We start from the raw sequence: 18,293 nt of genomic DNA on the forward strand, positions 1-18,293 counted from the left end.
TGGCATTGCTCAATGACGACGCGTGCGAAAGCGCCTGGCGCCGGGCGGCGGTGATCAGCCTTTTGACCTGGCGCCGCGCCGAGGCTGACGACCGCTTGGACGACAGCGAGCGGTATGGCTGGTGGGGCGACAGCTTCCCCACCCTGGCCAATGACCGCATTGGGTCGCGCCTGTGGCAACTGCGCCGGCGCACGCTGACCGCTGACACCGAGCGCGACGCGGTGGCCTTCGCCCGGGAGGCGCTGGCCTGGATGCTGGAGGACGGGCGGGTAACCAGCGTTAGCGTAACGACCACGCGCGGGGTGGACCGGCTGAACATGTTGGTGGTGCTGTCGATGAAGGACGGCACCGCCATAGACCTGAAACTCGACAATCTCTGGCAGGTGATCAATGCCGTTTGAAACCCCGACGTTACCCGGGCTGATCGCTCGGGCGCAGGCCGACTTGGCGGGCTCCAGCGCGCTGCTACGGTCTGACGCGGAGGTGCTGGCCCGGGTGCTGGGCGGCGCCTCCTTTGCCCGCTATGGGCATCAAGAGTACATCGCCGCGCAGATCCTGCCCGACACTGCCGATGAAGACACGCTGCGCCGCATGGCCCGCGCGCGGCTTAAGCGTGACCGCCTGGCGGCAGTAGCGGCCAGCGGTACCGCGACCTTTACCGGTGCCGTCTCGGCGCTGCTCGATGCCGGCACGCTGCTGCAGCGTGATGACGGGGCACGCTTTCGGGTGGTGGCCACGGTCAAGCTGAGCGCAGCCCAGGGCGTGGCCAAGCTGGAAGCCCTGGAAGCCGGCCTGCTGGGCAACACCCCGGCCGGTACTACGCTGCGGCTTATCAGCCCGGTGCTCGGGCTCAATGAGGTTTTCACCGTTGAGGAACCCGGCCTGCAGGGCGGTACCGAACAGGAGAGTATCGAGACGCTGCGCGGCCGGGTGATCCGCTCTTATCAGGTGATCCCGCACGGCGGCAGTAAGGACGATTACGTCACTTGGGCGCTTGAGGTGGCCGGGGTGACGCGGGCCTGGGTGGTGCGCCGCTGGATGGGCCCCGGCACGGTGGGGGTTTTCTTTGTGCGTGACGGCGATATCGACATTATCCCCAACGCCGAGGCCTGCGCGAAGGTGAAGGCCTACATCGAGAAAGAACGGCCGGTAACGGCTGAGGTGTACGTGCTGCCGCCGGCAGAAAAGCCGGTTCAGTACCACCTCAAGGTTACCCCCGACAGCAGCGCGGTGCGGCGGGCGGTCGAGGCGGCGTTGATCGATCTGCACAACCGCGAGTCGGAGTTGGGCGCCGAGCTGCTGGCCACGCATATCGGCGAGGCAATCAGCGGCGCCGCCGGCGAGCGTGACCACACCCTGACTGCGCCGGTGGGCAACGTATCGGCCGCCGCCCATGAGCTGCTGACCTATGGGGGTGTGCTGTGGCTGTAAGGACGGCAGAGGACTACCACGGGCAATTGCGCGCGCTACTGCCCCCGGGCCCGGCCTGGGACCGTGAGCTTAACCCGCAGGTTGACGCGCTGTTGGCTGCCGCCGCCCAGGAGCTGGCCCGCGAGGATTTGCGGGTGGCGGACCTGCTGACCGAGAGCGAGCCGGACACCGTGCGCGAGCTGGTACCGGACTGGGAACGGGTCATGAAACTGCCCGACCCGTGCCTGGGCGAGTCGCCGACCTTCGATGACCGGCAACTGGCGGTGCGTCGCCGGCTGGTCGAGGTCGGCGGGCAGACGCCGGCGTACTTTGTCGAGCTGGCTTTCAGCCTGGGTTACACGCAGGCCCGGGTGGTCGAGCACCGCGCGCCACGCTTTGGCCGGTCGCGCTTTGGCGCCGCGCACTTCGGGACGTGGACCGCCCAGTTTATGTGGACCCTAGAAACCGGGCCGCGCCTGCGCCTCGGGCGCCGCTTTGGCGCGAGCTACTGGGGGCAACGCTTCGGGATGAACCCAAGCGGCGCCCTGGAATGTGTGATCAGGCGTTCGGCGCCGGCGCACACCCTCGAATTCATTCAATACGGATAAACCCTGATGGACTACCCCAAGAGTACGCCCGGCGTTGGCCTGGTGGACGGCAAGTTTGTGGACGAAAACCCAACCCTCGGCCAGATCGGTTCGCTGATCCCGGCGCATTGGGGCAACGCTGTTACGGAAGAAATCCTGAACGTGATCCTCTCGGCCGGCATGACGCCGACCGAAGGCGACTTGAGCCAGCTGCTCAAGGCGATTCAGACCATCACCGCGACCGATGCCAAGCGTTCGGTGCGCTGCGCGACCACGGGGCCTATCGCCCTGAGCGGCCTGCAGAACATTGATGGCGTGAGCGTGCTGGCCGGCGACCGGGTGTTGGTGAAGAACCAAGCCAACGCCGCACAGAACTGGATCTATACCGCCGCTGCCGGGGCCTGGGTGCGGGCTCAGGACGCCAACGAAAGCGTTGAATGTATCCCGGGCCACCTGGTGCCTGTGCAGAGTGGCACGGCCAACGGCGGCACTACCTGGCAGCTGACCAACCTGGTGCCGCCGACGTTGGGCAGCACTCCGCTGAACTTCGCCCAGGCCCTGGGGCGCACCGGCGTAGCTGCAGGTGAGTACACCAAAGTCAAGGTAGCCGCTGACGGCCGCGTAGTGAGCGCATCGAGCCCGGACACGCTCGCCGGCATGGGCATTACCGATGCCTTGAAAATTGGCCAAGTGGGCTTGGATGCCACGAAAGCGCCGGCACTTCCTGACTTCAAGGCAATTGTGCCGGGTGGTTTCTACCAGGCAAACGGTGCGGCAACGTCGGCGCCGACGCCCAACGCGCCGCCTGGAACGGGCTCGGTGCTGCTGGGGGTTATTGCCAGCACGCCGCGTGCCGACATGACGAACTTTATTGTTTTTGAATACGGGCACCGGGTCTGGTTTGGCGAGTTCGCCAAGCCCCCGGGCGGCCCCGAGTCAATGAAGTGGTCGCGGGCACTGACTATCGCTGACCTGGAGGCGATCAATGCCGCGCTGGCCAGCAAGGCACCGATCGACAGCCCGAACTTTACCGGTGCGCCGAAAGCGCCGACCGCTGCAGTGGCGGCGAATGACACTCAGATTGCTAACACCGCCTGGGTTAAGAGCTTGATCAATGGCGTGATCGGCGCCGCGCCGGGTGCGCTCGACACGTTGGTCGAGTTGGCTACAGCGTTGGGCAATGATCCAAACTTTGCCACGACAATGACCAATGCGCTGGCAAGTAAGCAGCCGATGGATAACACCCTGTCGGCTCTGGCAGCGCTGAGCACTGCAGCAAATCAGATCATTTTCAGCACCGGTGTTGATCAGTTCGCTATGGCGCCGCTGTCGGCTCTGATGCGCGGGCTTCTCGGCGCCGCTGATACTGCAACAGCGCGGGGCACCCTGGGCGCTGCAGCAGCGTCGCACAGCCATGCCATGGCGGACATCTCAGGCCTGGCCGCAGCACTCACGGCAGCCAGTGGCATGAATCAGGGGCCGGTTGATCAAGACCCCAACCTGGCCGTGAACCAAGTCATTTTGACCCAGCACGCCAACACGCCGGATAACAGGTACTACTGGCATATCACCACGACGTTTTACGGGTACCTGGCCCCGGGAGCGAACCGCTCTCAATTGGCCATCCAGTACAACCAGGGCAATGCCGTCTATGCCCGTAGCTGTTACGGGGAGCAGTGGAACGCCTGGACGCGGCTCGACAACAACACCCCGCCTGGAACCATTGTGTACTTCCCTGGTGCCAACCCACCGCCCGGATTCCTCAAAGCGAACGGCGCGGTGATCAGTCGAACCACTTACGCGGCGTTATTCGCGGCTATCGGGACGTTTGGCGGTGCCGGCGATGGTTACAGCACCTTCAACGTGCCGGACCTGCGCGGGGAATTTATCCGTTGCTTTGATGAAGGGCGCGGCGTTGACCCTGGGCGAGCGCTTGGCTCTGTTCAAGCGGGTCAGAACGCGAACCACGTGCACGGCGGAACGGTTTCCGCTGCGGGTGGGCATGCCCACTCTGTAAGCGGTACCGCCACGGCCGTTGCAAACGCCGCTGATCTGGTGGGGGTGGGGGGCTTCGGTAGCATCGCCCCGGGAGAATCCGCTGCATCGCTGGCGGGCAACACCGCTGGGGTTACGGCATGGAGGAACTTCACTTCTTCTGGTGGTAACCACGCGCACCCCGTGGTTGGTACTGCGGCCGCTGTAGGCGACCACGTTCACGGCGTAACGATTCATGCAGATGGCGGCAGCGAAGCGCGTCCGCGCAACATCGCACTGCTTGCCTGTATCAAATACTGAAGAGGCCTCTAATGGACGCTCCAATCATTTACAACGCACACCCTGAAACCCTGCAGTACATCGGCCAGGGTGTGGCAGACCCGGACCCGCTCGATGCCGAGCACTGGTTGATTCCGGCGTATGCCTACCTCGATACGCCGCCCGAGTCCGTGCCCGGCCATGCCGTGGTTCGAGATCTGGCCTGCAATGCCTGGGCCCTGGTTGAGGACAACCGAGGTACCGTCTACGAGGTGGCCACCGGCAATGCCACGGAGCACACCGCCCTTGGCGAGCTACCCCCCGAACTGACCCGCCAGGAGTACCCGGGCGAGTTCTATTACTGGGACGGCGCCGCCTGGGTACTGGATACCGTGGCGCAGAACGAGAGCATCCGCGCCGAAGGGCTGGCCTTGCGCGAAGAGAAGTTGGCTTATGCCTCGACGCGCATCGCGCCCCTGCAGGATGCGGTCGACCTCGGCGAGGCGTCAGCGCAGGAGCAGGAAGCGCTGCTGGCCTGGAAGCGCTACCGCATAGCTCTGAATCGCCTGGACCAGCAACCCGATTACCCCTTGTCAATCGACTGGCCGCCAAGCCCCGAGGATGCTACCGCGCCGCTGCCACAAGAGGCGGAACACACCCAATAAAGCCCCGCACTGTCGGGGCTTTTTCTTTCCTACTATTCGAGGTTTGAAGCCCATGCCAATTACAATGCAGCAGTTACTGCAGATTTTCCCGAACGCCCGCCCAGTCGCGGGCATTTTTTTGCCTGCGCTGAACCGGGCCAAGGCGCGCTACAAGATCGACAGCCGCGTGCGAGTGGCTGCGTTCCTGGCCCAGGTCGGGCATGAGTCGGGCCAACTGCGCACCATGGTGGAGAACCTGAACTACAGCGCCGAGGCTTTGGTGCGTACCTGGCCCAGCCGGTTCACTGCAGAGTCGGCGGCTGTCTGTGCGCGGCAGCCGGAGAAGATCGCCAACATCGTGTACAGCGGGCGCATGGGCAACACTCGCCCGGGGGACGGCTGGCGGTACCGTGGGCGCGGGCTGATCCAACTCACCGGCCGGTCGAACTATGCCGCCGCCGGCGCCGGCCTGGCCCTGCCGCTGGAGGACAGCCCCGAGCTGCTCGAGCAGCTCGAGCACGCCGCCATGTCCGCCGCCTGGTGGTGGTCGACCCACGGCCTGAATGAGCTGGCCGACGCCGGCCGCTTCCAGGACATTGGCAGCGTGATCAACACTGGCAAGCCTGGCCGGGTGCCGCACGGTGCCGCTGAGCGAAAGGCCCTGTATGACCGCGCGCTGAAGGTGCTGGCGTGATCAGCTGGCGCACGATCGGTGCAGCGGCATCGCTGGCGCTGGTGCTCTGGGCGTTCTGGGGTACCTACGAGCACGGCCGCTCGACCATGGATGCCGAATGGCAGGCCAAGAGCGAGAAGCAAGCCAATACCTTCCAGCGGGAGCGAGAGGCGGCCGCTTTGGCGCTGATCAACTGGCAGGGCGCAGAGCAGTCCCGGCGGCGCGCCCTAGAAGATCAACTGCAAGCCATCGACAAAACCCACCACCAGGAACTGACCAATGCTCAAGCAACCCAGGCTCGCCTACGTGATCGCCTCGCTTCTTCTGATCTCCGGCTGTCAGTCCTACTCGCCGCCCCAGCCCAGGGTAGTGGCTGTGGGGTGTCAGCCACCAACGGCGCCGGCGGCATGGTTTATGGAGCCCCGCGAGCCGAACTTGACCCAGCAACTGCTCAACGAATTGTCACCATCACCGATGCCGGTGACCAAGGATTGATTGCCCTGCGAGCGTGCCAGGCCTACGCACGAGGCATCGGGAATAAGCCGTAAAGAGACTGCTTTCGACCCATAGCTGACCTCCACGGCACACAGTTATCGGCCTGAAGCAGCCGCCTGATGAAGACAGCTTTCCACCCGAAGCGGAATATCACCTAGGGCTCATTGAAAATTTTGCCGAAATAATCTATGACCTCATTGGCCTGCGTATCCTGGCGGAAACGTTTCTGCCCTTCGAAGTCAGTCGAAGGCAGCATGTGGATTATCTGATGATCCGCATAGAGGGACATAACATCATGAGGATTCAACCCTCCGGCGCGCTGTCCCGTAAGCGTGTTAGTCGCCTCAATGGCAGCACCAATCATAACGTCCGCCAGCTGTACTGCAGGACTGGTCCTCGAGTCGACTTGTGTCACTGACTGGAGCTTGAGTGGAAAGGTGAGGCTCGCGATCTCCGATTGGCGAAATGTGACCTCGTCCTTGTGATTAATAAAGCGCAGCAGCAAGTCATGGTAAGTGAGCAGGTTCTTGGACTGATCATGCTCAACCAAGTAGGGGCCATCAGCCATGACTTCCATCCGGCTTATCAGCGATTGCAACACCACAAAAGCGGCGTCAGTGGTGACACCTGATGTCGCGATCGCTTGAAGGCATTCCGGCGCGGCATACTGCGCCAAAGGCCCCAAAGCTTCCGGTAGTTCCTGCCAGCGTGTGGCGCGAGCAGCAGCCGCGAGGTCGGTAAGTGCTGCAGGGCTTTTTTCCTTTACTGCGCGCTGGAAACAAACGAGCAACTGCTCAAAGGCTGCCTCTCCGAGAAGAGTGGGGCCCGCCACATAAAGCAGCGACCCGAGCGCGTAGTTCTGCCCATCCTTATAAAAGTCGCATCCGCGCTCGTAGTAGTAGGGTTCAACTGCGTAATCCAGAAACATCAGCAGCAGCAGAAAGCGCTTATCACAGACGTAGGTAACGCACTTGTGATGGGTCAGGACATCGCGCATTAACGCCAGAAGCCGTGGGTGATTGGCTGGCCGGCGTGACAGAGCCCGGTACTTGAGCTCTTCCGCTTGTAGCTTAGGAAAGTGCTCTTGGATCAAGCGTCTGGCCTGATCATCATCAATGGCAATGGCTGCGGCCCCTTGAAACCTCTGCTCGAGATTTAGCAAGTCAAATCCGGTATAGCCACTTTCGTCAACTCTGAAGCACTCCATATGCAACTCCCCGAGGTCGCCGACAGCACTGGAAGAGCCTGGCTATTCCTCTGTATGTGTCGCCGGGTTACCGATGACAGAAAACAGTTATAGCGGATTAGCCAGGTCAGCGACCGCTTGCGTAACTGCCGCTTGGGCGGCTCCAGCGATAGCAACAGGCATTGAGCCAAGCCGAAGCTGATTCATCCTTTCAAGGTTCTCCACAATGGTGCGGACGAGGTTCGGATCGTAGTCATCTCTGTCAGCCTCTTCATGGACGCCTTTGTTTAGATACGTCCATACGTTCGATTGCACCGGAACACCTATGACGTCACCAAGCCCCTGAACGACGGCGGGCTTGTCCTGGTGCACAAATGTTCTCGAGTCATCGAGCCGTCTTTTCAAAGACTCGCAGAGATTTCTCAGATTCGGCTCCGCCCCGCGGCCAGCTAACGGCAGGGTTATTACTCCGAGGTCGTTCTTGCCGAGCCACTTCCAAATCTTGTCCGTAAGCATCTCCAGGGCCTGCCTGGATGCGCCCAGTGCGTTGCGCCAGTCACCAATGTCCAAGGCGGCACGGGCCTGCTCCAAGTAGTTGAAGGTGATCTCGTTACCTTTTACCCGCGGCCGGTGATCCCCGATATGAGGCATGAAGTAGTAGGCCGTCCATTGGCCTTTCTCGACATGGTTCTGCAGATCCTTGATGAATTCGCTGCTATGGCACGTGACGATAATTTGAGTTGCTGCGAAGCGTTCACTCTGGAAGATCGCCTCTCTGATGCCTTCACGGTGCTCGGTGTCAATCGCGTTGATCGCATCGTCAAAGATGATCGTCGGAGCCTGAATATGCAGTGCCTTTGCAAGAAGGATTGCAACGCCCAGGCAACGAACATGTCCCTCGCTGAGGACGTGCAACGCATCTACCCTGGTATCTGGGGTAGCGCGAAACGCCAGCCCGATACGCTCTTCTTCGTTGGTCGGCAGATAAAGTGCCGCTAGCTTGTCGCCGTCATGATCGCGTCTGTTGAACTCGTTATAGATCTCCAGAGCGACAGTGTTAAGCCCAGCTATGAGCGTACCGGGCAGCTCTGATCTGAACTGCCTGAGCAACCTCAAGAATTCGTCATAGGCCGCTTTAATGCGTCGACTGAGTGCGAGCTGCACTGCCTCTTGCTGTACAGCATCGATGAGCGCTGCATTCGCTTGGTCAAAGTTGGCAATTGTCTGTCTAGCAATGCCGACTTGCCGAGCTACCTCAGCGCGACGTGTTTGAAAACCAGCTACATCTTGCGCTGCCTGAACAAGCCGAGTGCGCTCTTGTGCCAGTGCCGCGCGATCTGCCAGTGCCTGGTTTGTCTGGGTATCAATCCTTTCGCATTCGACTGCTAAGTCGACGATCCTTTGCGCCATCGAAGGCGCATCGCCTTGTTTTACATAGCTCGCTTTCCACCAGGCAGCACGGTGGTCAGCACCCGGAGATGCGAGGTATCGCACCCTGTCATCGGCATGATCAGGCTGAGCGCTAACGCGCTGACCGAAGGCAGTTAACAGCCCCTCCAAGCCTCGGGACGCACGTTCCCATTCGCCTCGTACTGCGTTTTTTTCAGCCTGCAGGTTAGCGAGCTCTTGAAGCTGAGCCAGACCGTCACGCGCCTGCACGTATGGGTCACGTACAACGTGATAATCACCATTGATTGGCGTCCCGCAAGCGGGGCAGCTATCGGGCGACAAGGCTTGTAAGCCAAGAACCGCGTTGTACAGATTTTGGAAGGAGGTCTCACCAGTCTTGGCAGTTAGCCTTTTGTCCACATCCTCGAGCAGCTCCTGCTCACGATCCGCAGCCTGATATGCCGCAACCAACGCCTCGCTGCTGACGCCATAGAGACCTGGCGTTGGCCCATCCAGTTGCGCATTGAGGTAATGCAGACGACCTGGAGCGACTTCGCTGCCGATGAGTTCAAGAAGCTGCTGGTACGAGAGGCCGGCAGCATACGCTCCAGCATAGGCAGTCTCCTCTTGCGCGATTGTCTGAACTGCCTGGAGCTCGCCATTTATTGTTGCTTGATCGCGCTGCAGCGCTGCACGCTGCGTTTCGAGCTCTTGCTGTTGGATCGCAACTAGATTGAGCTGCTGGTCCATCGACTCGTTGAAGTTAGTGACGAAGTCATGGAACTGCTCCATACCAAACAGAGCCGCTATCAGATCCTTCTTTTCACCTGCGCTCTTAGATGCGATTCGCGAAAAGTTATCTATGCGGTTTTTCTCAACGAAGCAGAATCGATAGGCCTCTGAGTCCGCTTGCACTGCCGAGACCTGACCTTCCGCGCCTCGTGCAGCGAGGGTGGGGGCTTCATACCTATTTTCGTGAAGGTTCGCGAAATAGCGTTGAGCAGGGATTCGCTTAGCCGACGCCTCATCTACGGCCCCCAAGAGTGCCAGCTCTAACGCTTCGCAGAGGCTCGTTTTGCCGCTGCCATTAGGGCCATAGAACATGGTAATTCGCTGAGGAAAATTGAACGTCTCAGCCACTCGGAAGCCACGAAAAGGGCCGACGGTAAGACTATGCAGTGCGCTCCATGCCCACTCACCAACAGTAACCGCTCCCGCAACTGCGGGAGGTGTGAAGTCGGTCTGGAGCAGAGATTCTTTAGCTTTGGCAGCCAATAGCACCGATCGGCGGCTCATAGCACGCGAGTGTGCGGCTACGGTGTCGAAATCTTGGTCGACCAGATTTGCAAACCGTCGAGTGTCTTCGGTAGCACCGCGTTCTGGAAGATGAAGCCAAGTTAGGAATTGCTGGTAGTCATGCCGAGCCGAACTCATATTGTTTACCTCCTGTAAACGTACCGTGGTCAACATCCAGTCGCTGCGAAAATTCCACCTCCATCTTCTGATGCCGAAATCGAAATGGCAACAGCGTCGGATTCAATAAACCCAAGCGTCTTCAGGGGCTAAGTGCTTGATGTCGAGGTAGCGCGATCGAAATCAAAGCCCCCGCAGGCTGGCTTCGGTGATAGCAACATTGAATTGATCCACAGAAGCGCCATGCATGATCACAATCCGAATGCATCGCTGCCAAAACTGTTTGCCTATGAGGTTGACGATAACTGCGAGGAAACCTGAGCCGAAGGCATAAAAATGTTCCATAACCCCAATGCCTTGCATCCTGTGCCAGAGGAGCTAATTCCCTCAGAGGAATGGGAGCTTAAGAACAGCAGTGACCTACCAGACCGCTTTCCTAGGGCCCTTACCATCTTGCCATGCTCTTAGCCTGGAATGGAATCCAAGCTACATCAGAGTTATAGCTGCATGTTGTGAAGGGCTGCTTCTGGCCGGAAGCAGACATTGGTGATCGTCACTGATCTGGCCGCCCCACAGCAAGGCCTGAATCGCTATTGGCCTATGCTGCTTGATTAAATTACTGGAGCGGCGAGCGTGAAGAAGACCCTGACGGGAGTTATCGAGGCGGGCGAGCCACTGATTCAGCAAGCTATCGATGCGCAGCGACGCTACCAAGCAGCCCAGGACGCCGGCGAACCAGCGGCAGAAATCGAACGCCTGCGCCTGGAGGCCGAATCACTCTACCAGGCTGTCACTGAGTATCAGCTGCGGTCGCTTGGCGGACCTGCACGCACGCTGCACTAAGCGCTAACCCTGCGGCGGCATTGCACCCCAGGTGGCAGGGCAGCGTGGGTGATACAGGAACCATCGAACTCAGTCGAGAAACTGGACAAGCTGTTCTCGATTTACGCAGAGACCTCATCGTCGACAAAGCAGCCTTGAGGGCGGCGCAGACGTATATCAGGGAGTTTGCCAGCGACCCTAGGAAGCTCGGGTTTCGCTTTGTCTTTTTGCGGCCAGCTCTTTTTGACGGTTCCTCTTATCCAATCGGTAACCTCACCAGAGTGTGGCAATACCGAAAACGACCAGCAGTGCTATTTGATATATAGGCACTATTTTTTCCTTTAAAAATTAGACACGCAGAAGGATTTGGCAGCGTCGTACAGAATTTTTCCGAAGCGCTCAAGTGCGTGACGAGTGGGCGGCGATTTGATGGGGCTATCGAAAAGAACTGCGAGCAGGCCTGTGGTGGCCTGCTGCAATATCGCTCAGGAGTGGCGAGAGTAATAGTGGTTTTCCTGGTTGTTCTTATAGGTTTTTAGGTTACTACTCTCTTGAGGTCGCTGTATTATTATTCAGATGCGCCTCGGCAGCTCCCGCAGCGCCATCCTTTATAAAGCTCTGACCTCTCAAGGGCTGTAACCAATTCACGACCGCCTATAGTATTTTGGCAGTTGTTATGTTTTTCATTTGGTTTTTTCGTTCCCTCGCATTTTTTTTGCAGGAAGGGGCTTACCACTGCCTGTTGCTTTGACGAAAGCGCTCTAAACCCCTTGTCGACGGCTAGCTGGGCGTAGCTTTGTACGCTTGGCTTTTCACCTTGTAATGCGTTCTGCGCGATAAGGGCCGAGAAAATCTCTCGCTCGATAGTCATTCGTTAATCCTTTATTCAACCAACAAGTTTGCTCGTGCTACTTCTTGTTCTGAGCAATGCGAAAGCATACGTTACCATTGGGTGGGGTTTTAATGAACTGGGTTTCCATCCAGCTATAGAAGGCAAGGCTTCTCATTCTTCGTCAATAAATGTTGGTTTCTTGGTGTTTAGAGTATTTCAAGAGGCCTTTGTTACAATTTATTTCTTGTTCGCTAAAAGGGAGAAATTTTAATTTCTGCTTTAATGGGGATAGTGTGGCGAGCGTAATCGCCTGTGTTTCTCGATAGATTTAAGGGTGACGATATTTTTTATGAGCTTCTATTTTTTATAAGAGATGCACTGTGGTAATAGTAAGGGCCGCTATTTTTCTCTTGCGGGCTGGCAACCAAATTCGCACGAAGGAGCTTGGTCTATAGCCCGCTGGTCTACGACACTTCTTGTGGGGGCGGGAATGGCCTTGTCCGAACCGCAGCCCCGTATTTACTGGCGCTATTCGTAGGTGCGGACTGCTGATCTTGCTGGCTCTGGGCGGCTGTGTTGCGCAGGCTCAACCGGAGGCCCGCCTCGTGCGCGTCGAAGTGCCGGTTCAGGTGCCTTGCCACGCGCCAGATGACGGGGTGCCGACGTGGGCAGTTGCAGGGCTGCGCAAGAACGCCAGAGGAGGGGTGATGCTGATACCAATTTTGATACCAATGGGTGCGCTTGGGTGGGTGCTGATGGGGGATTTCGCCCAATGAAATCAACGCATTGGCACCCGCTAACACCCATGCAGGACTGCATGGTGATGTTAGCGGTGGAGATCAAAGGGCTTACCTATCAATAGCTTATGTGACGTCTTCGCAGCTGCGGACCAATTTCGGACCAATCTGGAGCTTTTCCAGCGCCTGCCAGTCATTGGACGAGTTTATCCAGCGTGCATACGTCGATAAGAGCATCTGCACGCTATGCCCGAGCTGTTGGGCGATAAATGCGGGGTTGAGGCCAGACATTGAGCATATTGTCGCATAGGTGTGACAGCAGTTGTATGGCCGCCGGTAGCCGATCCCCAATTCCTTGAGGATTGGCCGTCATTGGTGGTGCAGATAACCTCATGCCAGTGAAAAATTCGAACTCGTAGAACGCGGCATGAATCGAGCGGCCTGCCTGAAAATCAGGCTTTTAACAAAGCATCCGCGATTGTTCCGGAAAAAGTCGTCTCTACCGGCCCGCAGAGAAAGACTGATCCCACGCCGTCCCATTGAACCGTCACGGCTCCACCGTCACATTCAACTTCAACGCAATTGTCTAACAAGCCACGACGAATGCCGTTCACCGCGGCGCCACAAGCGCAGGAGCCTGAACCCAGCGGTATACCACCCCCGCGCTCCCAAATTCGCAACCGGATGTGCTTTCGGTCAATGACCTGCACGAAATGCACGTTCGTCCTGAGCGCAAACAAGGACGTGGTTTCAATTGTCGGCCCAATCGACGCAACCTCAACGGCTGTCAGATCATCGACAAAATAGGTGCAGTGCGGATTACCCATGCCACAGGCTGTTGGGCTCCCCGGCAGTGGCAACAGCAAAGTATCCATTTCCATAGCCAGAGGAACATCTGACCAGCCCAAAAGCGGCTTTCCCATGTCTACAGAAACGCCGCCGGTTGAGGTTCGCTTGCACGTTAGCAAGCCACGCTTGGTTCGCAGTATTACTGAAGTCTTTTGGGCGCTACGCATCAACATATCCGCGGCACCGCGCGTTGCGCTGCCACAAACGTCCAGCGGTGAGCCATCCGCATTCCAGAATTTCAAACGCGCATCTGCGTCATCGCAATCGAGCATCACCGCAAGTTGATTGAAACCGACTCCTCGGTTCCGATCGCCCATTCGCCGAGCCATATTGCTGGTAACCGGACTGAGTGAATTTCGCGAGTCTACGATGACGAAATCATCACCATTGGCGTGCATTTTATGAAAGCTTAACGGCATAATTTGGCCTGACTTCGAGACGTGTGATGAATTAACGCGTTGAAGCGATCTACCCCTATTTGCATTACTATTGCAAGACTCATTAGGCAGATGCGTTTGGCAGGCAGGATAGGTCGTTATGCACGGTGGTGATGAAGCCAAGCCTTGACCTGAAGATCAAAGGCCGTTGTTTTACCAACGGCCTTTTCCTTCCTGTCAGATTTTCGGTTTTACGTTCTTCGCTTGCTCATCAGACAGTTTCTTGTTTCGATCGGCTTCGGCGTTAGCATCACGCGCAGCCAGCTCGTCAAACATCGATTTGACGTCGATGATGGACACTGTGTAGTGAGGCACCATTTCGTCTGGTTGTTCCGAAGCGCCAACCTGGATGATTTTCCCGCAGGTTGGGCTAAACGATTGCGGCGCCGGAAACGACACACCGGGAATGTTGCTGCTGGCGCTGCGCACGCCCTTGCATGGACCCTCTGAGCTGGGGCCAAAGTACTGTTTCCCGTCGCGGTCGTACTGCCAGACAAGGCCGAGCGACATCATCTGGGTAATGTTCGACGGTTTACCGAACTTTTCAGTCAAGGCAGCTTTAAGTGCCTCTGTCTTGATGCGCGACCCGTCTTCGAAGCGTTGAACACGCGCAATGAACCACACTTTCCCAGCATCATTCTGAAGCGCTGCAAACTCGTCAGAAGGCCCCCCCGGATTGCTGAGGCCGGTTCCTTTGAGTCGGTCTGCTGTAACTGCTGTAACGCCGGCTTCCTTGCCGTCACGCAGCATCAATGGCGAAAGCTTGAAGTTTGGGTTTGCCTCTGCAATGGCTTCTTTGGCGACAGCCAACGAGGATCCAAGGGCGACGCCGGAAATGTCATCTGCGGCCAGAACAGCCGTGCAGGTTAACGTGGCGAGAAGGGCGGCGATGCCCGAACGTTGAAAACGCATGAGAAATAGTCCTTATCAAAAATCAGCATACCTGCAAGGTATGCATGCTGCTCCTGTTGCGCAGTGCGGCGTGGCCGCGCCGAATATTAACATCAACCTGCCGTAACAGTGTCAATGCTGGCGCGCATGCAGGGGGCAAGACATCGGCTTCGATGCGAATCTGGTGAAGGCGATTCGGGCGAATCGATCTGGCGGGATAAATCCGAAATTCAAAGCACGCCAGGGCGGGGCCAGGAACAGGAATAAAGGCAAAGGGTGAGGCTAGCGTTGGTCACCGCGCACAGTGACCCTGATGCCCGTGGCCACAATCTCGTACTCCGTCTCGGAAATCTTCTTCACCTCACCGCCGAATTGCATCTCGAAATGCTTGCGGCCCTCATGGCGAACCATGCCGTGAGATGAGCGTTCAACGGTCTCGTCCTGATAAATGTTGATCACGTACTGCACGTTGTCCGTGCCGACACCCATGAGCTTTCCAACATATTTATCGGCCATGTCCGAACTCCTTGCGTGAAGCCTCAAGGTAGCGGGTACTAGCAGATCTATCCACTGCCTTGAACGGTGCGGGTCACCCTGCTGGTGTTTTGTGGCCTGGGCAGTGCTAGGCTTTGGGCGAACCACACCATCCAGGGAACAGGAAATGAGCTTCGACTGGCACGCAGGGCCGATTACCCGCAGCACGCCGCTGGACAAGAATTATCGCAATACCCAGGAGGTCCGGCGGTTTCTGATTGGCCAGTGCGGGGCGTCATTCAAGTTCGACCGACCCTTCATGGCCTGGGTTAAAACGGCGGAACCCCTGACGATGGGCGACGTGGCGGATGAGTGGATGCGGACTCACCGTTGATCTGATGCTGGCGTTTGCCGATACGGGCCACGGTATGGACAATGGCGCGGCGCATCAACTCACACTCGTCGTCCGAGTCGATATCCGAGCCTTCAGTCCAGTCGTCGGGGCTCTTTCCGTAAAGGTCCCTGGGCATCGCGCAGAGAAATGCGCAATCGATGTGAATACCTAGCTGCACCGCCAGGCGCAGGGCGTCGCCATCATCCAGTAGCGGGTTCCACAGCACGTGCCGTGTGTCGACGCGCAGCAGAAAACCCGCTTCACCGTCCCTCGGGTGCCCCGTATGGCCTTGCCATGCATCCGTCCATTCGATGAGTTCATAGCCGGCAGCCTTGGCTGCCAGTTCCAGTAATTCCCGGTCAGTCATGCCGTATACCCATCTTCAAGTGCCCGGCTTAGCCGGGCTATCCGTATTTTCGCGTCCCTGCGTTTACGCATGACGAAGCGCCTCATCATAACGGCCTTCACAGGTCATTTCCAAAAGGGCGGGACGCTGGCGAAGGGGAAACCTACACCTCCATTTCCAGTGCCATGAGCTCCTGTATGGTCTGTCGGCGCCTGATCATCCGCAAGGCACCGTCTTCGATCAGCAACTCAGGTAGCAACGGCCGGCTGTTGTAATTCGAAGACATGGATGCACCGTAGGCGCCTGTGTCGTGGATCACCAGAAGATCACCGACTTGAGCCTGTGGCAGGTGCTGAGGGGCCAGCGCCAGTTCGTCCTGGGTAAACACATCACCTGACTCACACAGCGGCCCGGCCACCAGGCTGGGCTGCAGCGGGCGATCTACCGGCATCCCCTGGGCGTCGAGCAGGGTCATGCGGTGATAGGCGCCGTACAGCGCCGGGCGCATCAAGTCGTTGAAGCCGGCATCGACCAGGATGAAGAGATTACGGCCCACCTGTTTCACTGCACGGACTTCGGTCACCAGGCAGCCCGCTTGCGCCACCAGAAACCGCCCCGGCTCGATCTCCATGCGCACCCCATGACCGAGTATTGCCTCGATCTCCAGCCGGGCCGCTGCCCAGGTGCGGGCGTAACACTCAAGGTCGACCGGCTTGTCGCCGCGTTGGTAGGGCGTGGACAGCCCTCCACCGATCGAAAAGGCTTCGATGTCCATACCCAACCGGCCAACCAGATCGACCATCGAGCGGGCAACCTGCTGCAGATGCTGGTAGTCCACGCCCGAGCCGATATGCATGTGCACGCCTACCAGGTGCAGGCCATGGGACCTCACGCAGTCGAGCGCTTCGAGCAATTGCGCGTGCCAGATGCCGTGCTTGCTGTGCTCACCGCCAGTGTTGGTCTTGCGACTGTGACCGTGGCCGAACCCCGGGTTGATCCGGATCCACACGCGGTGCCCGGGGGAGTGCTGGCCCAGTTGGCGAAGCATGTCGATCGAGCCGGCATTCACTTCGATCTTCGATTCGATGACCCGCGCCAGGGTGGGCTGATCCAGCACGTCGCAGGTCAGTACCACCCCGGCAGGATCTCCCGCCACCGACGCACCCGCCGCGAAGGCCCGTTCCATTTCACCCAGCGATACGGCGTCGAGCACCAGGCCGCGCTGGCGCATCAGGCGCAGAATATGCAGGTTCGGATTGGCTTTCTGCGCGTAGCGGACCGTGTCGAAGCCTTGCAGTTGCTCGATCCGCTCACCGATGGTGTTGGCATCGTAGATCCACAGTGGCGAACCGTGGCGGCGCACGGCGTCGGCCAGTAATGTTAAGGGAGCGGTCATGATGGCGTTACTCATAGGCAGGGAAGCCCCGAGGATGAGTCATTCAGGTGATCCAGAAAAATAGCTAGTTTTCTCAAGGCTATTCATATCTGATATGTCAATCACCTCCCGTTGAGTGTTGTCGTGAAGCTGACCGTTCGCCATATCGAAGTCTTTCGCGCCATCATGAACGCGGGCAGCGTTACCGGTGCGGCTCGCCTGCTGTTTACCTCGCAGCCGACCGTCAGCCGGGAACTGGCGCGCCTGGAGCACCTTAGCGGTTTGCGCCTGTTCGAGCGTGAAGGTGGGCGCCTGGTGGCGACGGCCCAGGCGCTGCTGCTGATAGAGGAGGTCGAGCGTGCCTATGTCGGGCTTGAGCGTATCGATCGCTTTGCTCAGGCCATACGCAACTTCGAGCAGGGCCGATTGGCCATCACCTGCCTGCCGCTGTTCTCCCAGACCTTGCTGCCCAAGGCCTGCCAGCGATTCCACCAGCAGCACCGCGGCGTCAGCGTGAGCATCACGGCGCAAGAATCGCCGTTACTGGAAGAGTCGCTGGTCGCCCAGCAACACGATCTCGGCCTGACCGAAGTCGAGCAGATTCCGCGAGGTGCCTACGGGGAGTTGATTTTCAGTGCCAGCATGGTCTGCGTATTGCCCGACCAGCATCCGTTACTGGCGAAGTCCGTACTTGCGCTGAGCGATTTTCATGAGGTGGACTTTATCAACCTGGCAAGTCTGGATACCTACCGGCAGCAGTTGGACCAGCATTTCAGAGCGATTGCAGTCAATCGGCGCACGGTCATCGAGACCACCAGTGCTGCATCGGTGTGCGCCATGGTCAGGCAAGGCCTGGGGGTGGCGATCATCAACCCGTTGAGTGGGCTGGAGGCGGCGCAAAGTGGGCTGCCGATTCGCCGCCTGAGTGTTTCTGTGCCGTATAAGGTGATGTTGATACGCCCGGATTATCGGCCGGCCTCAACCGTGGTGGAGCGATTTTGCGAGGTACTGAGGCTGCAGGCGCAGGACATGGCTGCAGTATTGGCAAGGGGCTTCTGACACGACGCCAGGGCGCTGCCACTCTGC

At 58.7% G+C, this 18,293-nt stretch carries 19 protein-coding genes and 1 pseudogene; 10 read left to right on the top strand and 10 right to left on the bottom strand.

All coding sequences use genetic code 11. From position 1 onward, the window contains the following. Positions 1–5: 5 nt before the first annotated feature. Genes JYG36_RS13735 through JYG36_RS13765 form a run of 7 tightly spaced genes read left to right on the top strand, consistent with a single transcriptional unit; the run spans position 6 to position 6,115 of the window. Positions 6–401 carry a phage GP46 family protein gene (locus tag JYG36_RS13735; protein WP_213604425.1) on the top strand — a complete coding sequence of 132 codons (396 nt, stop codon included), beginning with the start codon at positions 6–8 and terminating at the stop codon, positions 399–401. Next, positions 391–1,431: a baseplate J/gp47 family protein gene (locus JYG36_RS13740; RefSeq protein ID WP_213601138.1), complete on the top strand. Its 1,041-nt coding sequence runs from the start codon at positions 391–393 to the stop codon at positions 1,429–1,431. The genes JYG36_RS13735 and JYG36_RS13740 overlap by 11 nt, the downstream gene beginning before the upstream one ends. After that, the gene (locus JYG36_RS13745; RefSeq protein WP_038995186.1) at positions 1,422–2,018 is read left to right on the top strand and encodes a YmfQ family protein; all 597 of its coding nucleotides are present in this window, start codon (positions 1,422–1,424) and stop codon (positions 2,016–2,018) included. Before JYG36_RS13740 ends, JYG36_RS13745 begins: the two co-directional genes overlap by 10 nt. Positions 2,019–2,024: 6 nt before the next feature. After that, positions 2,025–4,292 carry a tail fiber protein gene (locus tag JYG36_RS26625; RefSeq protein WP_249744348.1) on the top strand — a complete coding sequence of 756 codons (2,268 nt, stop codon included), beginning with the start codon at positions 2,025–2,027 and terminating at the stop codon, positions 4,290–4,292. An 11-nt stretch (positions 4,293–4,303) separates the two neighbouring features. Further along, positions 4,304–4,915 carry a tail fiber assembly protein gene (locus tag JYG36_RS13755; protein ID WP_213601139.1) on the top strand — a complete coding sequence of 204 codons (612 nt, stop codon included), beginning with the start codon at positions 4,304–4,306 and terminating at the stop codon, positions 4,913–4,915. A gap of 52 nt (positions 4,916–4,967) precedes the next feature. Then, positions 4,968–5,588 carry a glycoside hydrolase family 19 protein gene (locus JYG36_RS13760; RefSeq protein WP_213601141.1) on the top strand — a complete coding sequence of 207 codons (621 nt, stop codon included), beginning with the start codon at positions 4,968–4,970 and terminating at the stop codon, positions 5,586–5,588. Then, on the top strand, positions 5,585–6,115 hold the full coding sequence (locus JYG36_RS13765) for a lysis system i-spanin subunit Rz (RefSeq protein ID WP_502937457.1): 531 nt from the start codon (positions 5,585–5,587) through the stop codon (positions 6,113–6,115). Before JYG36_RS13760 ends, JYG36_RS13765 begins: the two co-directional genes overlap by 4 nt. A gap of 101 nt (positions 6,116–6,216) precedes the next feature. Here JYG36_RS13765 and JYG36_RS13770 read toward each other — a convergent pair whose 3' ends face one another. The 3 genes from JYG36_RS13770 to JYG36_RS13780 all read right to left on the bottom strand — a co-directional run bounded on the left by JYG36_RS13770 (position 6,217) and on the right by JYG36_RS13780 (position 10,395). Then, positions 6,217–7,269, bottom strand: coding sequence for a DUF3800 domain-containing protein (locus tag JYG36_RS13770; protein ID WP_213601143.1), 1,053 nt, complete (start codon positions 7,267–7,269; stop codon positions 6,217–6,219). Between the two features lie 87 nt (positions 7,270–7,356). Next, complete coding sequence (locus JYG36_RS13775) at positions 7,357–10,071, bottom strand: AAA family ATPase (protein WP_213601145.1); 2,715 nt, start codon at positions 10,069–10,071, stop codon at positions 7,357–7,359. 162 nt (positions 10,072–10,233) lie between these two features. Continuing rightward, positions 10,234–10,395 (bottom strand): hypothetical protein, encoded by a 162-nt coding sequence (locus tag JYG36_RS13780; protein WP_213601146.1) that lies wholly within the window; start codon positions 10,393–10,395, stop codon positions 10,234–10,236. A gap of 288 nt (positions 10,396–10,683) precedes the next feature. On the opposite strand from JYG36_RS13780, the gene JYG36_RS13785 reads away from it, so the two are divergent. Beyond that, positions 10,684–10,893, top strand: a complete 210-nt coding sequence (locus JYG36_RS13785; RefSeq protein WP_213601147.1) for a hypothetical protein — start codon at positions 10,684–10,686, stop codon at positions 10,891–10,893. Positions 10,894–11,440: 547 nt separating this feature from the next. On the opposite strand, the gene JYG36_RS13790 is transcribed toward JYG36_RS13785, so the two are convergent. From JYG36_RS13790 to JYG36_RS13805, 5 genes and pseudogenes are all read right to left on the bottom strand, one after another. Beyond that, on the bottom strand, positions 11,441–11,743 hold the full coding sequence (locus JYG36_RS13790) for a hypothetical protein (protein ID WP_213601148.1): 303 nt from the start codon (positions 11,741–11,743) through the stop codon (positions 11,441–11,443). Positions 11,744–12,567: 824 nt separating this feature from the next. Continuing rightward, positions 12,568–12,807, bottom strand: a pseudogene (locus tag JYG36_RS26630) (site-specific integrase); the annotation flags it as partial. An 86-nt stretch (positions 12,808–12,893) separates the two neighbouring features. After that, positions 12,894–13,709, bottom strand: coding sequence for a diaminopimelate epimerase (gene dapF, locus JYG36_RS13795; RefSeq protein ID WP_213601149.1), 816 nt, complete (start codon positions 13,707–13,709; stop codon positions 12,894–12,896). A gap of 195 nt (positions 13,710–13,904) precedes the next feature. Continuing rightward, complete coding sequence (locus JYG36_RS13800) at positions 13,905–14,639, bottom strand: hypothetical protein (RefSeq protein ID WP_213601151.1); 735 nt, start codon at positions 14,637–14,639, stop codon at positions 13,905–13,907. A 261-nt stretch (positions 14,640–14,900) separates the two neighbouring features. After that, the gene (locus JYG36_RS13805; RefSeq protein ID WP_093382641.1) at positions 14,901–15,134 is read right to left on the bottom strand and encodes a hypothetical protein; all 234 of its coding nucleotides are present in this window, start codon (positions 15,132–15,134) and stop codon (positions 14,901–14,903) included. Between the two features lie 145 nt (positions 15,135–15,279). On the opposite strand from JYG36_RS13805, the gene JYG36_RS26635 reads away from it, so the two are divergent. Then, positions 15,280–15,486 (top strand): DUF6434 domain-containing protein, encoded by a 207-nt coding sequence (locus JYG36_RS26635; protein ID WP_093382644.1) that lies wholly within the window; start codon positions 15,280–15,282, stop codon positions 15,484–15,486. Here JYG36_RS26635 and JYG36_RS13810 read toward each other — a convergent pair. Then, positions 15,422–15,853, bottom strand: coding sequence for a hypothetical protein (locus JYG36_RS13810; RefSeq protein ID WP_213601160.1), 432 nt, complete (start codon positions 15,851–15,853; stop codon positions 15,422–15,424). The genes JYG36_RS26635 and JYG36_RS13810 overlap by 65 nt on opposite strands. A gap of 142 nt (positions 15,854–15,995) precedes the next feature. Continuing rightward, positions 15,996–17,228, bottom strand: coding sequence for a diaminopimelate decarboxylase (lysA, locus tag JYG36_RS13815; RefSeq protein ID WP_213601162.1), 1,233 nt, complete (start codon positions 17,226–17,228; stop codon positions 15,996–15,998). Positions 17,229–17,351: 123 nt separating this feature from the next. Here lysA and JYG36_RS13820 point away from each other — a divergent pair, with 123 nt between their 5' ends. Continuing rightward, positions 17,352–18,266, top strand: coding sequence for a LysR family transcriptional regulator (locus tag JYG36_RS13820; protein ID WP_213601164.1), 915 nt, complete (start codon positions 17,352–17,354; stop codon positions 18,264–18,266). Positions 18,267–18,293 lie beyond the last annotated feature (27 nt).

This window comes from Pseudomonas sp. SORT22 (assembly GCF_018417635.1).
Classification (GTDB): domain Bacteria; phylum Pseudomonadota; class Gammaproteobacteria; order Pseudomonadales; family Pseudomonadaceae; genus Aquipseudomonas.

Coding starts and splice junctions, on each gene's coding strand:
- JYG36_RS13740 (WP_213601138.1), top strand. CDS start 391: ATGCCGTTTGAAACCCCGACGTTACCCGGGCTGATCGCTCGGGCGCAG.
- JYG36_RS26625 (WP_249744348.1), top strand. CDS start 2,025: ATGGACTACCCCAAGAGTACGCCCGGCGTTGGCCTGGTGGACGGCAAG.
- JYG36_RS13755 (WP_213601139.1), top strand. CDS start 4,304: ATGGACGCTCCAATCATTTACAACGCACACCCTGAAACCCTGCAGTAC.
- JYG36_RS13760 (WP_213601141.1), top strand. CDS start 4,968: ATGCCAATTACAATGCAGCAGTTACTGCAGATTTTCCCGAACGCCCGC.
- JYG36_RS13770 (WP_213601143.1), bottom strand. CDS start 7,269: ATGGAGTGCTTCAGAGTTGACGAAAGTGGCTATACCGGATTTGACTTG.
- JYG36_RS13775 (WP_213601145.1), bottom strand. CDS start 10,071: ATGAGTTCGGCTCGGCATGACTACCAGCAATTCCTAACTTGGCTTCAT.
- JYG36_RS13780 (WP_213601146.1), bottom strand. CDS start 10,395: ATGGAACATTTTTATGCCTTCGGCTCAGGTTTCCTCGCAGTTATCGTC.
- JYG36_RS13790 (WP_213601148.1), bottom strand. CDS start 11,743: ATGACTATCGAGCGAGAGATTTTCTCGGCCCTTATCGCGCAGAACGCA.
- dapF (WP_213601149.1), bottom strand. CDS start 13,709: ATGCCGTTAAGCTTTCATAAAATGCACGCCAATGGTGATGATTTCGTC.
- JYG36_RS13800 (WP_213601151.1), bottom strand. CDS start 14,639: ATGCGTTTTCAACGTTCGGGCATCGCCGCCCTTCTCGCCACGTTAACC.
- JYG36_RS13805 (WP_093382641.1), bottom strand. CDS start 15,134: ATGGCCGATAAATATGTTGGAAAGCTCATGGGTGTCGGCACGGACAAC.
- JYG36_RS26635 (WP_093382644.1), top strand. CDS start 15,280: ATGAGCTTCGACTGGCACGCAGGGCCGATTACCCGCAGCACGCCGCTG.
- JYG36_RS13810 (WP_213601160.1), bottom strand. CDS start 15,853: ATGACTGACCGGGAATTACTGGAACTGGCAGCCAAGGCTGCCGGCTAT.
- lysA (WP_213601162.1), bottom strand. CDS start 17,228: ATGACCGCTCCCTTAACATTACTGGCCGACGCCGTGCGCCGCCACGGT.